20 protein-coding genes and 1 tRNA gene are annotated in these 19,220 nt (G+C 67.5%); 7 read left to right on the top strand and 14 right to left on the bottom strand.

Annotation, left to right across the window (positions count from 1 at the left end; all coding sequences use genetic code 11):
- Positions 1-2 precede the first annotated feature (2 nt).
- From AC6RIC_RS03385 to AC6RIC_RS03350, 8 genes are read right to left on the bottom strand one after another with little or no spacing between them, the layout of a single operon-like run.
- Complete coding sequence (locus AC6RIC_RS03385; protein ID WP_499735094.1) at positions 3-791, bottom strand: ABC transporter permease; 789 nt, start codon at positions 789-791, stop codon at positions 3-5.
- On the bottom strand, positions 788-1,630 hold the full coding sequence (locus AC6RIC_RS03380; protein ID WP_499735093.1) for an ABC transporter permease: 843 nt from the start codon (positions 1,628-1,630) through the stop codon (positions 788-790). The genes AC6RIC_RS03385 and AC6RIC_RS03380 overlap by 4 nt, the downstream gene beginning before the upstream one ends.
- Positions 1,627-2,676: an ABC transporter ATP-binding protein gene (locus AC6RIC_RS03375; RefSeq protein WP_499735092.1), complete on the bottom strand. Its 1,050-nt coding sequence runs from the start codon at positions 2,674-2,676 to the stop codon at positions 1,627-1,629. Before AC6RIC_RS03375 ends, AC6RIC_RS03380 begins: the two co-directional genes overlap by 4 nt.
- Before the next feature lie 10 nt (positions 2,677-2,686).
- A complete protein-coding gene (locus tag AC6RIC_RS03370; protein WP_499735091.1) occupies positions 2,687-3,742 on the bottom strand; it encodes an extracellular solute-binding protein in 1,056 nt (351 codons plus the stop codon).
- 54 nt (positions 3,743-3,796) lie between these two features.
- Positions 3,797-4,621: a creatininase family protein gene (locus tag AC6RIC_RS03365; protein ID WP_499735090.1), complete on the bottom strand. Its 825-nt coding sequence runs from the start codon at positions 4,619-4,621 to the stop codon at positions 3,797-3,799.
- Between the two features lie 33 nt (positions 4,622-4,654).
- Positions 4,655-5,473, bottom strand: a complete 819-nt coding sequence (locus AC6RIC_RS03360; protein ID WP_499735089.1) for an ABC transporter permease — start codon at positions 5,471-5,473, stop codon at positions 4,655-4,657.
- Positions 5,470-6,426, bottom strand: a complete 957-nt coding sequence (locus AC6RIC_RS03355; protein ID WP_499735088.1) for an ABC transporter permease — start codon at positions 6,424-6,426, stop codon at positions 5,470-5,472. The genes AC6RIC_RS03360 and AC6RIC_RS03355 overlap by 4 nt, the downstream gene beginning before the upstream one ends.
- A complete protein-coding gene (locus AC6RIC_RS03350; RefSeq protein WP_499735087.1) occupies positions 6,423-7,955 on the bottom strand; it encodes an ABC transporter substrate-binding protein in 1,533 nt (510 codons plus the stop codon). The genes AC6RIC_RS03355 and AC6RIC_RS03350 overlap by 4 nt, the downstream gene beginning before the upstream one ends.
- Positions 7,956-8,274: 319 nt before the next feature.
- On the opposite strand from AC6RIC_RS03350, the gene AC6RIC_RS03345 reads away from it, so the two are divergent.
- Positions 8,275-8,958 carry a GntR family transcriptional regulator gene (locus tag AC6RIC_RS03345; protein WP_454654728.1) on the top strand — a complete coding sequence of 228 codons (684 nt, stop codon included), beginning with the start codon at positions 8,275-8,277 and terminating at the stop codon, positions 8,956-8,958.
- An 82-nt stretch (positions 8,959-9,040) separates the two neighbouring features.
- Here AC6RIC_RS03345 and AC6RIC_RS03340 read toward each other — a convergent pair.
- A tRNA-Ala gene (locus tag AC6RIC_RS03340) sits at positions 9,041-9,116 on the bottom strand.
- 119 nt (positions 9,117-9,235) lie between these two features.
- Between AC6RIC_RS03340 and AC6RIC_RS03335 the strand changes: the two genes are divergently transcribed.
- Together AC6RIC_RS03335 and AC6RIC_RS03330 are read left to right on the top strand one after the other, a co-directional pair.
- Entirely contained in the window at positions 9,236-9,526 is a 291-nt protein-coding gene (locus AC6RIC_RS03335; protein ID WP_454654712.1) for a YggT family protein, read from the top strand.
- Between the two features lie 209 nt (positions 9,527-9,735).
- On the top strand, positions 9,736-11,331 hold the full coding sequence (locus AC6RIC_RS03330) for a gamma-glutamyltransferase (RefSeq protein WP_499735086.1): 1,596 nt from the start codon (positions 9,736-9,738) through the stop codon (positions 11,329-11,331).
- A gap of 50 nt (positions 11,332-11,381) precedes the next feature.
- Here AC6RIC_RS03330 and AC6RIC_RS03325 read toward each other — a convergent pair whose 3' ends face one another.
- Both AC6RIC_RS03325 and AC6RIC_RS03320 read right to left on the bottom strand, forming a co-directional pair.
- Positions 11,382-12,965 carry an ABC transporter substrate-binding protein gene (locus AC6RIC_RS03325; RefSeq protein ID WP_499735085.1) on the bottom strand — a complete coding sequence of 528 codons (1,584 nt, stop codon included), beginning with the start codon at positions 12,963-12,965 and terminating at the stop codon, positions 11,382-11,384.
- 45 nt (positions 12,966-13,010) lie between these two features.
- Positions 13,011-14,504 (bottom strand): amidase, encoded by a 1,494-nt coding sequence (locus tag AC6RIC_RS03320; protein ID WP_499735084.1) that lies wholly within the window; start codon positions 14,502-14,504, stop codon positions 13,011-13,013.
- Between the two features lie 133 nt (positions 14,505-14,637).
- On the opposite strand from AC6RIC_RS03320, the gene AC6RIC_RS03315 reads away from it, so the two are divergent.
- A complete protein-coding gene (locus AC6RIC_RS03315; RefSeq protein ID WP_454654708.1) occupies positions 14,638-14,970 on the top strand; it encodes a DUF167 family protein in 333 nt (110 codons plus the stop codon).
- A gap of 69 nt (positions 14,971-15,039) precedes the next feature.
- Positions 15,040-15,738, top strand: coding sequence for a carbonic anhydrase (locus AC6RIC_RS03310; protein ID WP_454654706.1), 699 nt, complete (start codon positions 15,040-15,042; stop codon positions 15,736-15,738).
- Between the two features lie 53 nt (positions 15,739-15,791).
- Here the strand turns inward: AC6RIC_RS03310 and AC6RIC_RS03305 are convergent, their stop codons facing one another.
- Positions 15,792-16,721: a site-specific tyrosine recombinase XerD gene (locus tag AC6RIC_RS03305; RefSeq protein ID WP_499735083.1), complete on the bottom strand. Its 930-nt coding sequence runs from the start codon at positions 16,719-16,721 to the stop codon at positions 15,792-15,794.
- Positions 16,718-16,864 carry a histidine kinase gene (locus tag AC6RIC_RS03300; RefSeq protein ID WP_199093353.1) on the bottom strand — a complete coding sequence of 49 codons (147 nt, stop codon included), beginning with the start codon at positions 16,862-16,864 and terminating at the stop codon, positions 16,718-16,720. Before AC6RIC_RS03300 ends, AC6RIC_RS03305 begins: the two co-directional genes overlap by 4 nt.
- A gap of 186 nt (positions 16,865-17,050) precedes the next feature.
- On the opposite strand from AC6RIC_RS03300, the gene AC6RIC_RS03295 reads away from it, so the two are divergent.
- Positions 17,051-17,650: a shikimate kinase gene (locus AC6RIC_RS03295; RefSeq protein ID WP_499735082.1), complete on the top strand. Its 600-nt coding sequence runs from the start codon at positions 17,051-17,053 to the stop codon at positions 17,648-17,650.
- The gene (gene aroB / locus AC6RIC_RS03290) at positions 17,647-18,786 is read left to right on the top strand and encodes a 3-dehydroquinate synthase (RefSeq protein WP_454654703.1); all 1,140 of its coding nucleotides are present in this window, start codon (positions 17,647-17,649) and stop codon (positions 18,784-18,786) included. The genes AC6RIC_RS03295 and aroB overlap by 4 nt, the downstream gene beginning before the upstream one ends.
- 6 nt (positions 18,787-18,792) lie before the next feature.
- Here the strand turns inward: aroB and AC6RIC_RS03285 are convergent, their stop codons facing one another.
- Positions 18,793-19,128, bottom strand: a complete 336-nt coding sequence (locus AC6RIC_RS03285) for a DUF1330 domain-containing protein (RefSeq protein WP_499735081.1) — start codon at positions 19,126-19,128, stop codon at positions 18,793-18,795.
- Positions 19,129-19,220 lie beyond the last annotated feature (92 nt).

The raw sequence follows: 19,220 nt of genomic DNA, 5'->3' as shown, positions 1-19,220 counted from the left end.
TCCTATTTCCCTACGGCACGGGCGACGCCGACCAGGCGTTCGACCACGAGAACGACGGCGAGCGTCGCGACAATAAGCACCACGGACAGGGCCGCGATAAGCGGATCGGTGCGCCCTTCGACATAGCGCACCATCTCGACCGGCAGGGTCGAGGCACGCGGGCCGGCGATGAAGAGCGAGATCACCGTCTCGTCGAAGGAGAGCAGGAAGGACAGGCAGGCGCAGGCGATCAGGCCCGGCGTCGCCAAAGGCAGCGTCACCCGCCGCACCACGCGCCAGGGCGTGGCGCCGAGCGTGGCGGCCGCCGCCTCGATATCATCCGGCAGATTGGCAAGCGCCGTCGTCATCATCCTGATCACGAAGGGCACGGTCACCGTCATATGGCCGAGCACGAGGCCGGGCAGCGTCGCGGTCAGCTTCAACGGCGAGAAGAACAGCAGCAGGGCCAGGCCGGTGATCAGCGTCGGCAGCAGCAGCGGCGCCAGGAAGAAGCCCGTCAGCGCATCCTTGCCGGCAAAGCGGCCCTTCGCCAGCGCAAGAGCAGCCGGCACGCCGACCGCGAGCGACAGCAGCGTCACCATCGCCGCGATCCGCACGCTGAGCCAGAGCGCCGTCAGCAGCGGCCCGTTGCTCGCGAGCTGGTTGAACCAGCGCAGCGAATAGCCGGATGGCGGGAACAGGATGAAATTATCAGCCGAGAAGGCCAACATGACGACGACGACGATCGGCGCCAGGATCAGCACATAGACCAGCGCCGCGAAGCTGGAGAGAACGCGTCCCGCCCCGGTCATCGCTGCAGCCTCCGCGCCACCAGATTGGAGATCACGAGCAGGGCGAGCAGCAGGACCAGCGTATAGATCGCCAGCACCGCCGCGACCGGCCAGTTTGTGTTGGTTGTCGCCTGCTCGAAGATCTCGGTCGCCAGCACGAAGACGCGCCCGCCACCCAGGAGCTTGGGCGTGATATAGGCCGACATCGAGAGCACGAAGCCCAAGCCCGCCGCCAGCGCGATCGCCGGCAGGCTGAGCGGCAGCGTGACCCGCCGGAAGGTCCGGAACGGCGAGGCGCCGAGCGAGCGCGCGGCTTCCTCCAGCGTGCGGTCGAGCCGGCCGAAGCCGGCGAGCAGCGCCAGGATCATATAAGGCATGATGCTCTCGGCGAGGCCGATGGTGACGCCCGTCCAGTTGAAGACGAGCTTCAGCGGCGTCGAGATCAGGCCAAGCGATTGCAGCGTCGTATTGACCAGCCCGCGATCCCCGAGAATGGCGAGCCAGCCGAAGACGCGCACCACGCCGGAGACCAGCATCGGCATGATCGCGACGACCGCGAGCAGCCCGCGAAAGCGGGAATCGGTGCGGAACAGGAAGAGCGAGACGGGATAGGCCATGCAGAGCGCGATCAGCGTCGACACTGCCGAAAGCCAGAGCGAGTTCAGCGTCAGTTCGAAGGTGAAGCTGTCATGGAAGGTGGCGCGCGCGGTCTCCAGCGACCAGGCCTCGACCATCGCCCCGGTCGGCCCAACCTCGTTGAAGGCGTTGCGGAACAGCCCGAGCGACGGCAAGACATAGATGGCGAGCAGGAAAAGCGTCGCCGGGATCAAAAGCAATGGCAGGCGGCGCGAGACGGTCATGACGCCTCGCGCGCGAAGACGCGGCTCTCGTGGCGCGGCCAGACGACCGCGACCTCGGTCCCCTCGGCCTGCGCGGCCGAGCCCGAAGGCATCTCGACCGTGAGCTGCCCATCCGTGCCTTCCACCAGCACCTCGACATGGTCGCCGACGAAGACGCTGCGCAGGACGCGGCCGGTCAGGCGCGCCGTGTCGCCACCGGCCGGCTCGGAAACCGGTACGATCCGCATCCGCTGCGGCCGGACGAACAGGTCGGCATTATCAGCAGCCTCGACCGGCACGGCCTGCCCCCAGACGGTGGCCCGGCCCTGCCCGTCGCGCGCCAGCGGCAGCACGTTGGCGCGGCCGACGAACTCGGCCACGAAGCGCGTCGCCGGCCGGTCGTAGATATCCTCGGCGCTGCCGATCTGGGCGATGCGGCCGCGATGCATCACCGCGATCCGGTCGCACATCGTCAGCGCCTCGACCTGATCGTGGGTGACGAAGAGCGTGGTGATGCCGAGCGAGCGCTGGATCGAGCGGATCTCGTGGCGCATCGCATCGCGCAGCTTGGCGTCGAGATTGGACAGGGATTCGTCGAGCAGCAGCACCGAGGGCTGGATCACCAGCGCACGGGCCAATGCGACGCGCTGCTGCTGGCCGCCCGAGAGCTCCTTCGGGCGGCGCTCGCCGAGCCCGCCGAGCCGGACCAGCGCCAGCCCCTCCTCGACGCGCTTGGCGATCTCGGCGCGGGAAACGCCGCGCTCCTCCAGGCCGAAGGCGATGTTGCGCCCGACCGAGAGATGCGGGAACAGCGCATAGGACTGGAAGACATAGCCCATGTTGCGCTTATGGGCCGGCAGCTTGGTGATCTCGTTGCCGTCGAGCGTCATGGTGCCGCGGTTCGGCTCGATCAACCCGGCGAGCATGCGCAGGGTCGTGGTCTTGCCGCAGCCGGAGGGGCCGAGCAGCGCGACGGATTCGCCCTGCTCCACCGCCAGTGAGACCTCGTCGACCGCAACCGAGTTGCCGTAGCGCTTCTGCAGCCCGGCGAGTTCGAGATAGCTCATCGTCTTCCGCTCAGCGCGCCGCCGTAATCACTTCGCGCCGCCAGCGGTTGTTCCACTGGTCGCGCACCTTCAGGACCTCGTTCCAGTCGACCGGGATCATGCGCGCAAGGTTCTCCGGCGAGGCCGCGGTGCGCGCCAGCGCCTTGGCTTCGATCTGCGCCTTGGCATTGGTCGGGGCGTAGAACATCCGCTCGGTGAAGGCCTTCTGCGCGCCCGCCGACAGCGCATGCGCGACGAAGGCAGCGGCAGCGGCGCGGTTCTTCGAGCCAGCGGTGAGATTGATCGTGTTGATCTGGAAGACCGAGCCCTCGGGCGGCAGCAGCGCGTTGATCTTGCCGCCGGTCTGGTCGGAATAGAGCTGGGCGCGGGCGTTCCAGCCGGTCGCGACCTTGGCCACGCCGTTCAGGATCAGCGAGTAGCCGTCCGGATTAGGATCGAAGGTGGTGACGCTCGGCGCCAGCTCCTTCAGCTTCTTCATCGCGGCGTCGATCGACTTGCGGTAGTCGCCGCCTTCCATCTTCTCGGTCATCGCCGTCAGCGCCAGGCCCTGGATGTTCGGCGGCGCCGAGAGCGCGATCTGACCCTTGAGGTCAGGCCGCCAGAGATCGGCGAGCTTGGCGATCTGCGGCTTCAGCGCCGCATCCTGCACGATGACGAGATGGTCGAAGGTCACGGCCGGGCCGAAATCGCCGCCGGCCGCGCGCGCTGCCGGCAGGAGCTCGTTCAGCACCGGGAACTCGGAAAGGCTGAGCTTCTCGAACAGCCCTTCGAGATTACCGATGCTGGAGGTGGTGACGTCCATGATCGCGACATCGGTCTGCGGATCGGCCTTCTGCGCCCGGACGCTGCCGACCATCTGGGCCGAGGTGCCGCCGGGCACATAGTTCACCTTCACGCCGGGATGCGCCTGCAGGAACGGCTCGATCACCGCCTTGGTGTAGTTGTCCTGGAAGATGCCGGCATAGGACATCAGCGTGATCTGCCCCGAGAGCGTCTGCGCCCGGAGGACGGCCGGCATCGCGATGGTCGCGAGGCCGGACTGGATGACGAGGCGGCGGGTGAGCATGAAAAATCTCCTGCTGTGGCGCCGCCTCGGGCGGCTGATTGGCGAATTCTCGGCTCAGGCCGGGATCTTGGACGCGAAATGGGCGATGAAGCGGGCGCAGACATCGGTCAGCTTCTCGGCCAGCTGCACACCGGTCTCGGCCGAGCAGAGCGTCGGATCGCCCTTGCCGACGCCGTCATGGTAGACCTCGTCATATTCGTTGGGCATGCCCACTTCGGCGCCGTCGAAGCTCGCGGTGCCGAGCCCCGTGAAGGGCAGGTCGAGGATCGGATCGCGCTTCATCGGCTTGCCAGCCGGGATGAAATCCTTGCGGATCAGCTCGGGGAAGAGGTGCAGGCCGAGGCTGGTCAGCGGATCGGCGCCATGGCCGGAGACCTTGGCCGACGTCTCGGCGCCGACGATGCCCGGCAGCATACCGTAGGCGATACGCCAGAGATAAAGGCTCGGCAGCACGATGCGCTCGCGCTGATAGAGCTCGCGCGCGACCTCGGAGATCGGCCCGACATTGCCGCCATGGCCGTTGATGACGATGATCCGGGTCAGGCCGTTGCGATGCAGCGAGTCGACCATCTCTGCGATGACCGCGGTCAGCGTGCCCTGCGAGATGGCGATGCCGCCGATCATCGGACCGAACCAGTCCGCTCCGCCATAGGGCAGGACCGGCGCGACCAGCGTGCGCGTGCCGGCCTTGGTCGCCTGCAAGGCGGCGAGTTCGGCGATCTTCTCGGCCAGCAGGTAGTCGCCCATTGGCGCATGCGGGCCCTGGTCCTCATGGCTGCCCATCGGCAGCAGGATGACGGGGTTTGACTTGAGCAGCTCGCGCGCCTCCCCGCCCGAGATGGTGCCCATATGGACGAGAGGATCGGTCTTGGTAGCCATGGCGTAGTCCTTCCTTGGTATAGGCTTAGGTCTTCAGCGCTCGCTGGTGCGCGGGTCGAGAATGTCGCGCAGCGCGTCGCAGAGCAGGTTCATGGCGAGGATGGTCAGGGTCAGCACGGCGCAGGGCCAGAGCAGCAGCAGCGGTGCCTGCTCCATGGTCGAGCGCGCGCCACGGATCATCAGCCCCAAGGACGGCGCCGGCGGCACGACACCCAGTCCCAGGAAGGACAGGCCGCTCTCGATCACCACGGCAGCGGCGACGGCGAGCGAGAACTGCACCAGCAGCGGCCCGGCGATATTTGGCAGCACGGTGCGGAAGAGCAGATGCGACTGGCTGGCGCCGAGCGCCCGCGTCGCCTCGACATAGTCGCGCCCCTTGACCGCCAGCACCTCGGCATAGGTCACGCGTGCGAAGCCGGGCAGGTAGAGCACCGAGAGAACGAGGATCAGCGTCCCGGCGCCCGGCCCGAGCAGCGTCACCACCAAGAGCGCCAGCAGCACCGGCGGGAAGCACATGATGATCTCGACGCTGCGCACCGTGAGAAAAGCGCCCCAGCTGCGGGCCCAGCCGCCGATCAGTCCGAGCGTGATGCCGACGAGCCCGGCGAACAGCGCCGAGACGAAGGCGACGGACAGGCTGGTGCGTGCGCCCCAGACCAATCGCGAGAGCACGTCGCGGCCGAACTCGTCGCGCCCGAGCCAGGAGCCGGCCATCGGCCCGGCCAGGCGCCGCGCCACGTCCTGACGGATCGGATCAGGCAGCGGCAGCAAGGGTGCCGCGATCGCGACGAGCAGGATCGCCGCGACGATGCTGCCGGGCAGGAGGAGCCGTTTGACGCCGCGCCGCTTCATCCGTGCTGCACCCGGGGGTCGATCGCCGCATGCAGCAGTTCGACGAGAAGATTGATGAGCAGGAACAGCACCGAGATCGTCAGGATGATGCCGACCACCATCGGATAGTCGCGCCCTTCGACGGCGCGCAGCAGCGGCGTCGACAGGCCCGGCCAGTTGAAGACGTATTCGACCAGCACGGTGCCGCCGAGCAAGGTCCCCATCTGGAGACCCAGCACGGTGACGACCGGGTTCAGCGCATTGCGCAGCACGTGAACGACGAGAACCCGCCGCGGCGACAGCCCCTTGGCCCGCGCCGTGCGGACATAGTCATGGGCGAGCGCATCGAGCGTCGCGGCGCGCGTCATCCGGAACAGCACCGCCGCCAGTCCCTTGGCGATGGCCACAGCAGGCAACGCCAGGAGCTTGAGATGCTGGCCGGGGTCCTGCGTGAAGGGCACGAAACCGCCCGCCGGCATCAAACGAAGCGTCTGCGCCAGCAGGAGGATCAGCAGCGTCCCGACGACGAAGACCGGCACGGCGAGCAAGAGCGCGGTGATCCAGGAGGCGACGCGGTCGAAGGTGCCGCCGCGATGGACCGCGGCATAGACGCCGGAGGGCACGCCGACCACGAGCGCGATCAGCGTCCCCGCCAGGATCAGCTCCAGCGTGCGCGGCAGCCGGAGCCCGATCTCCTTGATGACGGGATAGTCGTCGACCAGCGAGACGCCGAGATCGCCACGCGCCAGTCCCGCCAGGAACTGGCCGTACTGGACCAGGATCGGCCGGTCGAGCCCAAGCTTCTCGCGCAGTTCCTGCACCGTGGCCGGGTCGGGCATCGCGCCGGAGGTCGAGAGCAGCAGCTCGGCCGGGTCCCCGGGCACTATGTGCAGCGCCAGGAACACGATCGTCGCAACAACCCAGGCCATCGCCAGGGTCAGGAAAAACCGCCGTCCGAGCCAGGCCGCGCTCATCCGAAATAGGTCTCCTCGAGCATGTTGCCGGAGGAGTTCGAGAGCGCGCCGGGCAGGTTGACGAAGCCCTGGATGCTCTTGTCCATGCCATAGCCCTGCTGACGCCAGGCGAGGCCGACCAGCGGCACTTCCTCGAGGGCAGCGCGCTGCATCTCCTTGTAGATCTCGACGCGCTTGGCCTGGTCGAATTCCGTCCGCCCCCTGGCGAGCGCGGCGATGGTGCGCGGCGCATCGACCTTGAAGGAACGCCCATGCGTCGGCGAGAGCGAGGTGTCGAGCACCACGGTCAGCCCGTCCGGATCGTTGTTGTCCGAGGACACGCCGTGGATCGCCATGTCGTACTGGCCGCGCGTGCCGCGGCTGACCCGCGTCGACCAGTCCGGCAATTGCAACTCGGCCTGGATGCCGATCGCCGCGAGATATTGCTGGACGATCTCGGCCGTGTCCTTGTGCATGCCGAACTGGGCGGTGGCGAGCAGCGTGGTCTGGAAGCCGTTGCCGTAACCGGCTTCCGTCAGGAGCGCCTTGGACCGGGCCGGGTCGTAGTTCCAGCCATGCGCCAGCTCCTTGTCGTACCAGGGCGTGCCCTCGACGATCGGCACGCCTTCGAGCGGCTTGCCACGCCCGAAGAAGGCGACCTTGACGATATCCTCGCGCTTCACGGCGTGGGCCACGGCCCGGCGCACGCGCGGATCGTTGAACGGCGGCTTGGTGCCGTTGAAGAGCACGTCCATGAACGGCCCTTCCTGCGTGTCGAGCTTGAGGCGCGGATCGGCCTGCACCGTCGCCATCGACTGCCACGGCACGTATTCGATCATGTCGACATCGCCGGAGATCAGCGCCGCGTTGCGCAGGTTCTCGTCGGCATAGACGATGAACTTGATGCCCTTCGCCTTGGGGATGCCCGGCTTGTAGAACTTGTCGAAGGCGGCGAGCTCCAGCGAGGTGCCGCGCTCCTGCCCGATGAGGCGGAAGGGACCCGCGCCGATCGGCTCGTTCGCGCTGGATTTCCGCCAGATGATGAAGGTGTTGTAGTTGGCGAACCAGCTCGGCAGCGTGACCTGCGGCTCCTTGGTGACGAGACGCACCGTCTGCGGATCGGGGATCTCGACCCGCTCGATCAGCTGGAACTGCGTGCGCATATAGGCGGTCGATTTCTCGCCGGCGATCTGCTCGATCGACCATTTCACGTCGTCGGCCGTGACCGGCTCGCCGTTATGGAAGACGCAGCCCTTGCGCAGCTTGAAAACCCAGGCGCCATCGGCATCGCGCGACCAGGATTCCGCAAGCTCGCCGCGCAGCTCCCCCTTGGAATCGTAGGAGACGAGGCTGCGGTTGATCAGCATCTTGACGGTGCCGGCCGAGGCACCGGTCGAGACCCAGGGCTGCAGGTTCGGCGGGAAGGCCGAGAGGCCGTAGCGGATGATGCCGGCGGCGCGCTGCGCTCGCGCGGGGCTGATCAGGAAAGGCGAGGCCAACAGCGGACCGGCAAGACCGGCACCAAGGACGGAACGGCGAGAGATGGTCATCGGCTGATCCTCTGCTGCTGGGTCCGGCTGTCCGCGGGGCGTTATGCCCTGTCGCGTCCCGATGGCGGGAAGGGCGGAGCCGGGCGGATGCGAGCAATAACCGCGCCAGCGATCCGGCAAGGCCGGGCGTATCCGGCCGAATGGCCCGGATTCCGGCTCTCTATCGCGATGGCTGCGTGCACGGTCATGCGGTTCCCCGGCGCGGCTTCACTGTAGACGAACAGATGAGCCACACTCTTGATGCGTCATGTATACGTGGCGGATTTTTTGTTGTCTACTCTCGAAAGCCCTAAGGAAGATCGAAAGGGGCGCGATGTCGATGGCCATGACCGAACAGGACGAGATGGCTGCCTTGCGCGGGAAGCCGACCCGGGAACGGGTCTATCTCTACGTGCGCGAGCAGATCCTGCGCGGCCGCTTCCTCGGCGGCTGCTTCATCGAGGAAGAGGAGATATCTTCGGCGCTCGGCGTGTCGCGAACGCCGGTCCGCGAGGCCTTCCATCGCCTGGAGGCCGAACGCTTCATCGATCTCCTGCCGCGTCGCGGCGCGCTCGTCCGGCAGGTGACGGCGCAGGAACTGCTCGATCTCTATGAAGCCCGGCGCATGATCGAGAGCCATGCGATCCGCCGCATCTGCCGCGAGGAATTGCCGCTTCCCGCCGACATGCACGCGATCCTCGCCGAGTTGGAGCGCCTGCCACAGGGCGACTATTTCAACCGCGTCGAGCTCAACCGCGAGTTCCATTTCGTGATGATCGCCGCGCTCGGCAATGTCGTGCTGTCGGACCTCTACCAGTCACTGGGCGCCCGCCAGCAACGCGTCGCGATGACGGCGATCAGCACCGACCCGACCCGCGTCGCGCGCATCAGCAAGGAGCATCACGCCCTGATCGCCGCCCTCTCCGAATGGGACGAAGAGAAGGCGCTCGCGATCCTCGAACAGCATCTGCGGCCGATCGTCGGGGTGATCTCGCGCCTGCCGGAACAGGCCGGCGAAATCTGACACGTCAGGCGCATTCCAGCCCGGCCCGGACCGCCTCAGCGTCCCCCAGGATGCCCGACATCTGTCATTTGCTGGAAAGCCTTGGTGGAGCTGAGGGGATTCGAACCCCTGACCTCTGCAGTGCGATTGCAGCGCTCTCCCATCTGAGCTACAGCCCCAAGGCGCTGGCCTTCTAGGCTGTGCGTCGCGTGGATGTCAATCACTTCCGCCATCTGTTTTTGGCAAGTGCGAGGGATATTCCGCGTCACCTTTCCGGACAGACGCAAAAGGAAGATCGATGCGTGCCGTTCTCGACGTGGTTCTGCTCGCCCTGCAGATCTATGTATGGCTTCTGATCGCCTCGGCAGTGCTGAGCTGGCTGATCGCCTTCAATGTCATCAACACGCGCAACCAGTTCGTCTCCACCGTCTGGGACTCGCTCTATCGCGTCACCGAGCCCGCGCTGCGGCCGATTCGCGAGCGCCTGCCCAATCTCGGCGGCCTCGACATCTCCCCGATCATCCTGCTGCTGATCATTTTTTTCATCCAGAGCGTGATCGTCCGCTACATCTACCCGAACGTGTTCTGACCAGGCATCGGACCGAAAAGTGGAATGCACTTTTCGGAGACATCTGATGCCAGAACCAAAGGACGGATCGTCACTTTGTGCCCGAGAGGGCGCATGACGATCCGCCCGCGCCCTGCACGGGGCGCGACCCGCGCACCGCCACGACGCATTCGACGCCGTGGCGGACGGCATGCAGTATGGCCGCCTCGCCACCGCTTCGAGGTTTCCGCATGGCCGCTGCCGTCCTTCCCTATCGCAGCCAGAACTGGGCTCTGACCAAACCTGCCGCGCGTGGAAAGCACGGCATCGTCGTCTCGCAGAGCCGCGAGGCGGCCGAAGCCGGAACGGCGGTCCTCGAACAGGGCGGCAATGCCGCCGACGCCGCCGTCGCCGCATGCTTCGCTCTGGCCGCGGTCGAGCCCTGGAACAGCGGACTCGGCGGCATCGGCTTCGCCGTCGTGCTGAAGGCCGGCGAGAGCCGCGCGCAGGTCGTCGATTTCGGGCCGGTCGCGCCGCGCCGCGCCGATCCCGCCGATTATCCCCTCACCGGCGAGATGAAGAAGGACCTCTTCACCTGGCCGGAGGTGGTCGACGACCGCAACATCCACGGCCCCCTCTCCTTCGTCACGCCCTCCTCCGTCGCCGGCTACAAGAAGCTCAAGGAAGCCTTCGGCTCGAAGCTGCCGCTCGCCGACATCCTCGCGCCGGCCATTGCGCTCGCCCGGCGCGGCCTGCCGGCCGACTGGTACACGACGCTGAAGGTCGCCTCCTCGGCCTCGGTCCTTCGCCTCTATGCTGAGAGTGCGCGCATCTACCTGCCGGGCGGCCTGCCGCCGGTGCCGCCCTATCAGGGCATTCCCGGCTTCATGAAGCTCGGCCAGCTCGGCGACACGATCGAACGGCTGGCAAAGGCCGGGCTCGACGATTTCTATCGCGGCGATGTCGCGAACCGGCTCGTGGCGGATATCGCCGCGGCCGGCGGCGTCGTCGATGCGCAGGACCTCGCAAACTGCAAGGCTGAGCTCCGCGATGCCCCGACGATCGACTGGCGCGGCAGCCATCTCGTCCACACAGCCGGCGGACTTACGGCAGCGCCGACGCTCGAGCGCGTAGTCGCCGGCATGGCGGATGCCCCGCTCGATAGCAACGGCCCCTCGGCCGCCTGGTTCGCGCAGCTCTCGCAGGTGATGCGTGAGGCCTACAAGGAGAGGCTGGACGGCCTCGGCGCTGCCGTCACGGCGAAGGAGCCGGGCGACACCTGCACCACCCATCTCACCGTGGTCGACGGCGAAGGCAATCTCGTGACAGTCACCACGACGCTGCTCTCCTCGATGGGCAGCCGCGTCGTGCTGCCCTCGACCGGCGTGCTGATGAACAACGGCATGATGTGGTTCGATCCGCGCCCCGGCAGCGCCAATGCGATCGCGCCCGGCGCCCGCCCGCTCTGCAACATGTGCCCGGTCGTGGTCACGCCGAAGGATGGCAGCTGGCCGCGCCAGGCGATGGGCTCCTCCGGTGGACGCCGCATCCTCGCCAGCATCTACCAGACACTGGCCTGGCAGCTCGATTTCGGCATGGGCACGGAGGCGACCGCCCATCAGCCGCGCATCGACGTCTCCGGCCCGGATTCGGCCAGCGCCGATCTGCGCCTGCCGGTCGAGACGCTTGCGGCTCTGGAAGCGGCGGGACCGACCGCAATCGTCGAGCACAGCGTGCTGCCGATCAACTTCGCCTGCCCGAACTTCGTCCGCGTCGACAGGAACGGCGCGGAAGGATCGAGCGACGCCGCCTCGCCTTGGTCGGCAGCCGTGGCCGCGACGCGCTGAAACAAAAAAGGGCGGCCAGTGCGGCCGCCCTTCTTCATGATCCCATGCGATCAGCCGCGCTTAAGCCCCCACGGATAGGGCGCCGAACCGGCGAGCATCCCGGTCATGTCCTTGCGATAGGCGGTGCGGCTGACGAACTGGCCGAGCGGGATGGTCGCGACCTCCTCCAGCGCCAGTCTGGCCAGCGCCTTGGCGCTCTTGCGCTGGGCGGCCTCGTCGGGGGCGTAGAGCCATTCCTCGGCCAGGGCCTCGGCCGCATCGCTCTTCCACCAGCCGAACCAGCCCTTGTCGCCCTGCCCGCGCACCAGCGACGACATCGCCGGATTGCCCCAGCTCGTGGCCGAACCCGTCGTGTGGAAGATGCTCCAGCCGCCCTTCTCGGTCGCCTCGCGGCTGCCGCGACGCTGCACGACCGTACCCCAGTCGCTCGCCGCCATCTCGACATTCATGCCGAGCTGCTTGAGCAGTTCGAAGGTCACCTCGCCGAGCGGGCCGATATCAGGGAAGTCGGTCGGGTTGATGATGACGACCTTCTCGCCGTTGTAGCCGGATTCCTTGAGGGCTGCCTTCGCCTTCTCCAGGCTCTGCGGCATCAGGTCTTCCTGCTCGCCGTCGAAATACGGCGTGCCGCGCCACCACAGGCTGCGGCAGGTCTGCCAGAGCGTGGTGTCGTCGCCCTGGGCCGCGCGCATGTAGTCTTCCTGCTTCACCGCCATGCGCACGGCCGCACGCACCTTCGGGTTGTTGAAGGGCACCTGCAGGTGGTTGAGGCGGATGATCGCGCCCCGCCCAGCCTTGTCGATGATCTCCTGCTTGATGTCCTTGTTGCCGGCCAGCATCGGCTGCAGGTCAGTGAGCGGGCGTTCCCACCAGTCCACCTCGCCACGGGTCAGCGCCGCGGCGGAGGTCGCGGGATCCGGCAAGATGTTCCACTCGATCCGCTTGAAATGCGCGACCTTGCCGCCGGCATTGCGGCTCGGCGGCTCGGCGCGCGGCTTGTAGCCCTCGAATTTCTCGTAAACGACCTTGCTGCCGGAAACATACCCCGAAGCGACGAACTTATAGGGCCCCGAGCCGATCATCTCGGTGACCTGCGTGTTGGCGTCGGTCTTGGCCAGGCGCTCCGGCATGATGACCGGCGGCTGGTCGGATTTCGCCAGGCAGTCGAGCATCATCGGGAAGGCGCGCTTGAGCTTGATCTCCACGGTGCGATCGTCGGGTGCACCCCATTCTTCGACCGCCCGGCCGAGCAGCTGGCCGTAGGGATCGCGCTGCGTCCAGCGCTTGAGGCTAGCCGCGCAGTCGACGGCCTTGACCGGCGTGCCGTCATGGAAGCTCAGGCCCTCGCGCAACCTGATGCGCCAGGTCTTGCCGTCGGCGGAGACCTCGTGCCCCTCCGCCATCTGCGGCTGCGGCTTCAGGTTCTCGTCAGCCCCGTAGAGCATATCGAAGACATAGTAGCCGTGGTTGTTGGTGACGGTCGCGGTGGTCCAGACCGGGTCCAGCGAGGACAGGTTGGCCTGCGGCACGAACTTCATCAGCGTTGTGCTGGCTTGTGCCACCGCCAACCGCGGCAGGGCTGGGCCGGCCAGGCCGAGCGCGGCCGTCCCCATCAGAAAATCACGACGCTTCATCCGTAGTCTCCCCTTTTATGATTGGCTTGGAAGGCAGGTCCGGGCTCAGGCGAAGCCCATGAAATTCGGGCTCTCGCTGAGCGGCCGCGCCTTGGCGAGCTTCGCCAGATCCGGCACCGGGCGCGCCGTCAGCGGATCACCGGCAAGCGCCGCTTCCAGCGCAGCCGCCACCGCCAGAACCTTGGCGTCGCCGCCGCGCGGCCCGACGATCTGCAGACCGAAGGGCATGCCGTTGCGGTCGAGCCCGACCGGGAGCGAAATCGCGGGATGGCCGACGATGGTGACGGCATAGGCCGCCGCCAGCCAATGGAAATAGGTCCGCGTCGGCTTGCCGTCGATCTCGGACGGGAAGAGTTCGGTCCAGGGCCGCGGGCTCAGCGTCACCGCCGGCGACAGAATGACGTCGTAATTGTCGAAGAAGCGCTGCCAGCGCTGGTAGATCACCGTCTGCTGCTTCATCGCGCGGGTAACGTCGAGCGCGGAATAGCCGAGCCCCTCCTCGACATTGGCGCGCACGTTCGGCCCGACCATCTCCGGCGTGTCGCGAACCTTGTCGAGATGTGCGGCAAGGAAATTGCTCGCCCGCAGGATCTCGAAGACCTCGTCCGTCCCCTCGCAATCCGGCGTCGCCTCCTCGGCCGCGTGGAAGAGATGGCTGAAGGCCCTGGTCTTGTCGAAGAACGTGTCGCGGATCAGGCGTTCAGTCGGCGCGAAGCCGAAATCCGGAGTCAGAGCCACCTTGAGCGAAGCGAGATCGATCGCATCGGGACGGGCGAAATCCTCCGGCCGCCGCACGGTCTTGCCGTGGATCGTCGTCGCGAGCGGGTCGGAACCGGCATCGGAGACCATGGTCGAGAGCAGCAGGCAGAGATCCGGCACGTTGCGCGCCATCGGCCCGAGCACCGGCAGCGCAGACCAGCCGAGCTGGCGCTTTTCGCTCGGCACGAGGCCGGGGGTCGGCCGGAAGCCGACGATGCCGTTGAAGGCGGCCGGATTGCGCAGCGAACCGCCGGTATCGGAGCCGGTCGCCAGTGGCACCATGTTCGTCGCCAGCACGACGCCGGAACCGCCGGAGGAGCCAGCCGCGCTCTTCGAGGGGTCGAACGGGTTGCCGGTCGCGCCATAGACGGCGTTGCGGGTATTGGCGCCGGCGCCCCATTCCGGCGTGTTGGTCTTGCCCGCGATGATCGCGCCGGCCTTGCGGACCGAGGCGACGATGAGCTGGTCCTCCTTCGGCACGAAATCGCGATAGAGCGCGCTGCCATAGGTGGTGCGCAGGCCGGCCGTGTTCTCGAGGTCCTTGATGCCGATCGGCAGGCCGTGCAGGGCACCCAGCGCCTCACCCCGCGCCGTCGCCTCGTCGGCCGCGCCCGCATCCTTGCGCGCCTTGTCGTCGTCGCGCGCAACCATCGCGTTCACCGCCGGATCGATCGCATCCATGCGGCGGATGCAGCTGTCGAGCAATTCGCGGGCGGAGAGCTTCTTGGCGCCGATGAGGGCACGCGCGGCAACAGCGCTGAGGTCGCAGGGTTCGGTCAAGGCAGGTGTCTCCGTTGCGCTCAGCCCCACGCAAGCGCTATGCCGCGCAGGGGCAATCCCCGCAGACTAGGCGAGGACGGCCGCATGTCCATGTCCCGGCGGCGCATGGCCGCCCCTTTCCGCGCGAGGGCTCATGAGCGATCCGGCCGCCCGGCCCTGGCGGGAAACAAAGGGCGGGATCGCGATCGATATCCGCCTGACGCCGCGCGGTGGGCGCGACAGCCTCGATGGCGTCGAGACGCTCGCGGACGGGCGCACCGTCCTGAAGGCACGCGTTCGCGCCGCCCCTACCGAAGGTGAGGCGAATGCCGCGCTCATCCGCCTGCTCGCCAGCGAGCTCGAATTGCCGCGCTCCCGGCTTTCAATCGTGGGCGGTGCCAGCGCAAGGCTGAAAACCGTGGCGATCGCTGGCGATCCCCGCAGCCTGCCGATGATTCTCGCCGCCTGCCTCGGGAGAATCACCTAGACGGAAATCGCAACCCCGCATTGCAGCAAAAGCTTGACGAAGGGCGCCGTTTCCTGTTCCAGAAGGGCCATGGAAAAGCCTCCCGAGCCATTCCCGCAGCGCCTGACGGAAGGCTACCGTACCTTCCTCGACGATCGTTTCATCCGAGAGCAGAGCCGTTACGAAGAGCTCGGCGAGCACGGCCAGACGCCGCAGATCATGCTGATCGGCTGCTGCGACTCGCGTGTTTCGCCCGAAGTCATCTTCGACGCGAAGCCCGGCGAGATGTTCGTCGCGCGCAACATCGCCAATCTCGTGCCGCCCTTCCAGCCGGACGACCAGCTCCACGGCACCTCGGCGGCGCTCGAATACGCCATCCAGGCGCTCAAGGTGCGGCATATCGTCGTGCTCGGCCATGGCCGCTGCGGCGGTATCCGCGCCTTCGCCGATGACAGCCAGCAGGCGCTTTCGCCCGGCGACTTCATCGGCAAGTGGATCACCTTGATCGGCCCGGCGGCGGAGCGTACCGGCGGGCGCGGCCGCAACGAGAACTTCGAGGACTACCTTCAGCGGCTCGAGCTGGCCTCGATCCAGCAGTCGCTCGCCAATCTGCGCACCTTCCCCTGCGTGCAGATTCTGGAGAGCAAGGGCCGCCTGCATCTGCATGGCGCCTATTTCGCCGTCGCGACCGGCGTGCTGATGATCCTCGACAACGCGACCGGCCAGTTCATCCCGGCCGTCGGCGAGATGCCCAAGCGCGTCCAGCAGATCCGCTGCTCCGAGGCGTGATTTTCGGGCGTCATCCCGTGCGCGCTGCGGCGCGTGCGGGATGACATCCCGCCTCACTCTCCATCCGCCAGGGGGTGGAGATCACGAACCATGCTCTTCAGACGCTCGTCGAGGACATGGGTGTAGATCTGCGTCGTCGCGATGTCGGCATGGCCCAGAAGCTCCTGCACGACCCGGAGATCGGCGCCGTTCTGGAGCAGATGGCTGGCGAAGGCGTGGCGCAGCACATGCGGGCTCAACGCCGCCGACGAAAGCCCCGCCGCCCCGGCCAGCGACTTGAGGTCCCTGGCGAAGACCTGCCGGGTCAGGTGCCCGCTCTCGCCCTCCGACGGGAAGAGCCAGCGCCCGTCCGGCGCTCCCGCCTCTTTCAGCGCCTCCAGCCAGTCCCGCGCCGCCTGCCGCGCGGCCTCGTTCAGCGGCACCAGCCGCTCCTTGTCGCCCTTGCCGCGCACGATCAGGAAGCGCTCGCGTGTCGTCGCGGCCGACAAGGGCAAAGCGATCAGCTCGGAGACGCGCAGGCCCGTGGCATAGAGCATCTCGACGAGGCAGCGCATGCGCAGGGACTTCAGCCGCGCGGCCTTGGATATCCCCTCTTGTTCGCAGGCACCCCGCGCCGCCTCCAGCAGGCGGTCGACATCCGCGACCGTCGCCACCTTCGGCAGCGGCCTGCCCAGCCGCGGCCCGGCGATCGCAGCCGACGGATCGGTACCCGCGAGCCCCTCCGTGTAGAGGAAGCGATGGAACTGGCGCACGGCCGAGAGCCGGCGCGCCGCCGAGGAGGCCTTGAGGCCCCGCGCCGCGAGGTCGGAAAGCCAGCCGCGGATATCGTCCGCCGCGGCATCACCCGGCGCCTTGCCGCCGAGGAATTCGAGGTAATCCGCGATATCGCGCTCATAGGCGTCGAGCGTATTGCGCGCCGCGCCGCGCTCGGCCGCCAGCATGTCGAGGAAGGCATTCAGACGCTGGCGCGCCAGCCGACTCATTTCGGTTGTAGCTTGGAAGGGGGAACGATCTCGATCATCTCGCGCTGGACCGGCTGGACGAAAGTGACGAGCGCGATCATGCCCCCGAAGATCAGCCCGGCGATGATCCCTATGAAAGCCAGGAAACGGAACAGCGTCGGCACGTCGGGCGGACTCTCGCAATCGCTTGCGGTGCGCGCGATCCGGGCACCGAGCTTGACTATCCCCGATCGCAACCCGCCCGCGCAAGGGCGGGCGGGCCACAGCCCCGTGCAAAGCGGCTACGGACCATGACAAGGGCATGACGCGGCTGCCGGCCGGTGCTACAGCCGTGCCGAGGACACATTACCATGAACGCCGCCGCTTCCGTCGCCATGCCCGATATGACCGATCTCCGCGCCGCTCTCGGCCAGCGCGCGATCGTGCTCGTCGGCATGATGGGTTCCGGCAAGAGCTCGGTCGGTCGCCGGCTGGCCGGGCGCCTCGGCCTGCCCTTCGTCGATGCCGATACCGAGATCGAGACGGCCGCGCATATGACGATCCCCGAGATCTTCGCGCAGCGCGGCGAGGCGGAGTTCCGCGAGGGCGAGCGCCGCGTCATCAGCCGCGTCCTGACGACCCGTGCCCCGCTCGTGCTGGCAACCGGCGGCGGCGCCTTCATGAATGCCGAGACGCGCGAGCGCGTGAAGGAACTCGGCATCTCGGTCTGGCTCAAGGCCGAGCCCGACGTTCTGATGCGCCGCGTCCGCAAGCGCTCCAACCGCCCGCTGCTCCAGACCGCCGATCCCGAGGCGACGCTGCGCCGGATGCTCTCCGAGCGCGAGCCGGTCTATGCGCTGGCCGATATCACCATCCTGTCGAGCGACGAGCCTCACGAAGTCGTGGTCGGCGAAACCATCGCCGCATTGGACGACTATCTGAGGCTGGCAGCCGGAGCGACAGCATCATGAACGCCACCATCTCCGACAAGACCGGCGCCCGCATCGTCGTCCCCGTGGCGCTCGAAGGCCGCGGCTACGACATCCATATCGGCCGCCACCAGCTCTGCGAGGCCGCCGCCCTGATCGCCGCCTTCGCGCCCGGCGCCAAGGCCGCGCTCGTCACCGACGACAGCGTGGCCGCCCTGCATGGCGCAGCCTTCGAGACCTGCCTGCAGCAGGAAGGCATCACGGCGACCCGCATCACCATCCCGCCGGGCGAGGCCTCCAAGTCCTATGCCCAGTTCGCCGCGCTCTGCGACGCGCTGCTCGCGGCGAAGATCGAACGCAACGACCTCGTCATCGCCTTCGGCGGCGGCGTCGTCGGCGACCTCACCGGCTTCGCAGCGGCCGTGCTCCGGCGCGGCGTGCGCTTCGTGCAGGTGCCGACCACCCTGCTCGCCCAGGTCGATTCCTCGGTCGGCGGCAAGACCGGCATCAACTCGCCGCATGGCAAGAACCTGATCGGCGCCTTCCACCAGCCGGCGCTGGTCATTGCCGACACCGCGCTGCTCGACACGCTGAGCGAGCGCGAATTCAAGGCCGGCTATGCCGAGGTCGTGAAATACGGGCTGATCGACGATCCCGCCTTCTTCGACTGGTGCGAGGCGAACTGGAACCGCGTCATCGCCGGCGGCCCCGAGCGCGATCACGCCGTCGCCGTCTCCTGCCGGGCCAAGGCCGCCATCGTCGCCCGTGACGAGCGGGAGGAGGGCGACCGTGCCCTGCTCAATCTCGGCCACACCTTCGCCCATGCGCTGGAGCGCCTGACGAACTACGACTCCGCCCGCCTCGTTCATGGCGAGGCCGTCGCGATCGGCCTGGCGCTGGCTTTCCGCTTCTCGCAGCGTCTCGATCTCTGCTCGGGACAGGATGCGGGCCGCGTGTCCCGCCATCTCGACCATGTCGGCCTGCCCAGCCGCCTGCAGCAGGTGCCGGGCGGGGCCGGCAGCGCCGAGGAGATCGTCAACGCGATGGCGCAGGACAAGAAGGTCAAGCGCGGCGTGCTCACCTTCATTCTCGCCCGCGGCATCGGCAAGAGCTTCATCGCGCCGGGCGTCGCGGCCGAGGAAGTTCGGGCTTTCATCGAGGCCGAGCTCGTAGCCTGAGCGGGATCAGGCGAGGCCGATCTTTGCCAGGAAATCCGTCGCGCGGTAGCCGGGGTCCACGCCTTTCACGAGCATCGTGACGCCGCGCGAGTTCTCCGTCCGCAGCGGCAGGATCGCGCGATAGGCCGGCGAGTCGTACCAGGCGCGCGCCCGCTCGATATCGGGAAAGGCGATGACGACGAGATCGCCCGGCCACGGCCCCTCGACGATCTCCGGCGTCATGCCATGGATCAGGAAGCGGCCATCAAAGGGCTCGAGCGTTGCGTCGATGCGCGCGATGTAGTCGATGATCTCGGCGCCGAGACGGACGTCCTGCAGATGGGCGATGGCATAGGCGGTCATGGTTTTCTCCTGCGAAGGGCGGCCGGAAGGCCATCCGTTGCGAAGGACCATGACGTGTGCGGCGAATGAGGTCGATTACCACCGGGGTAATC

Source organism: Allobosea sp. TBD101 (assembly GCF_059817965.1).
The sequence above is the reverse complement of the archived record's forward strand: the minus strand, read 5'-3'. Positions and strand labels throughout refer to the sequence as shown.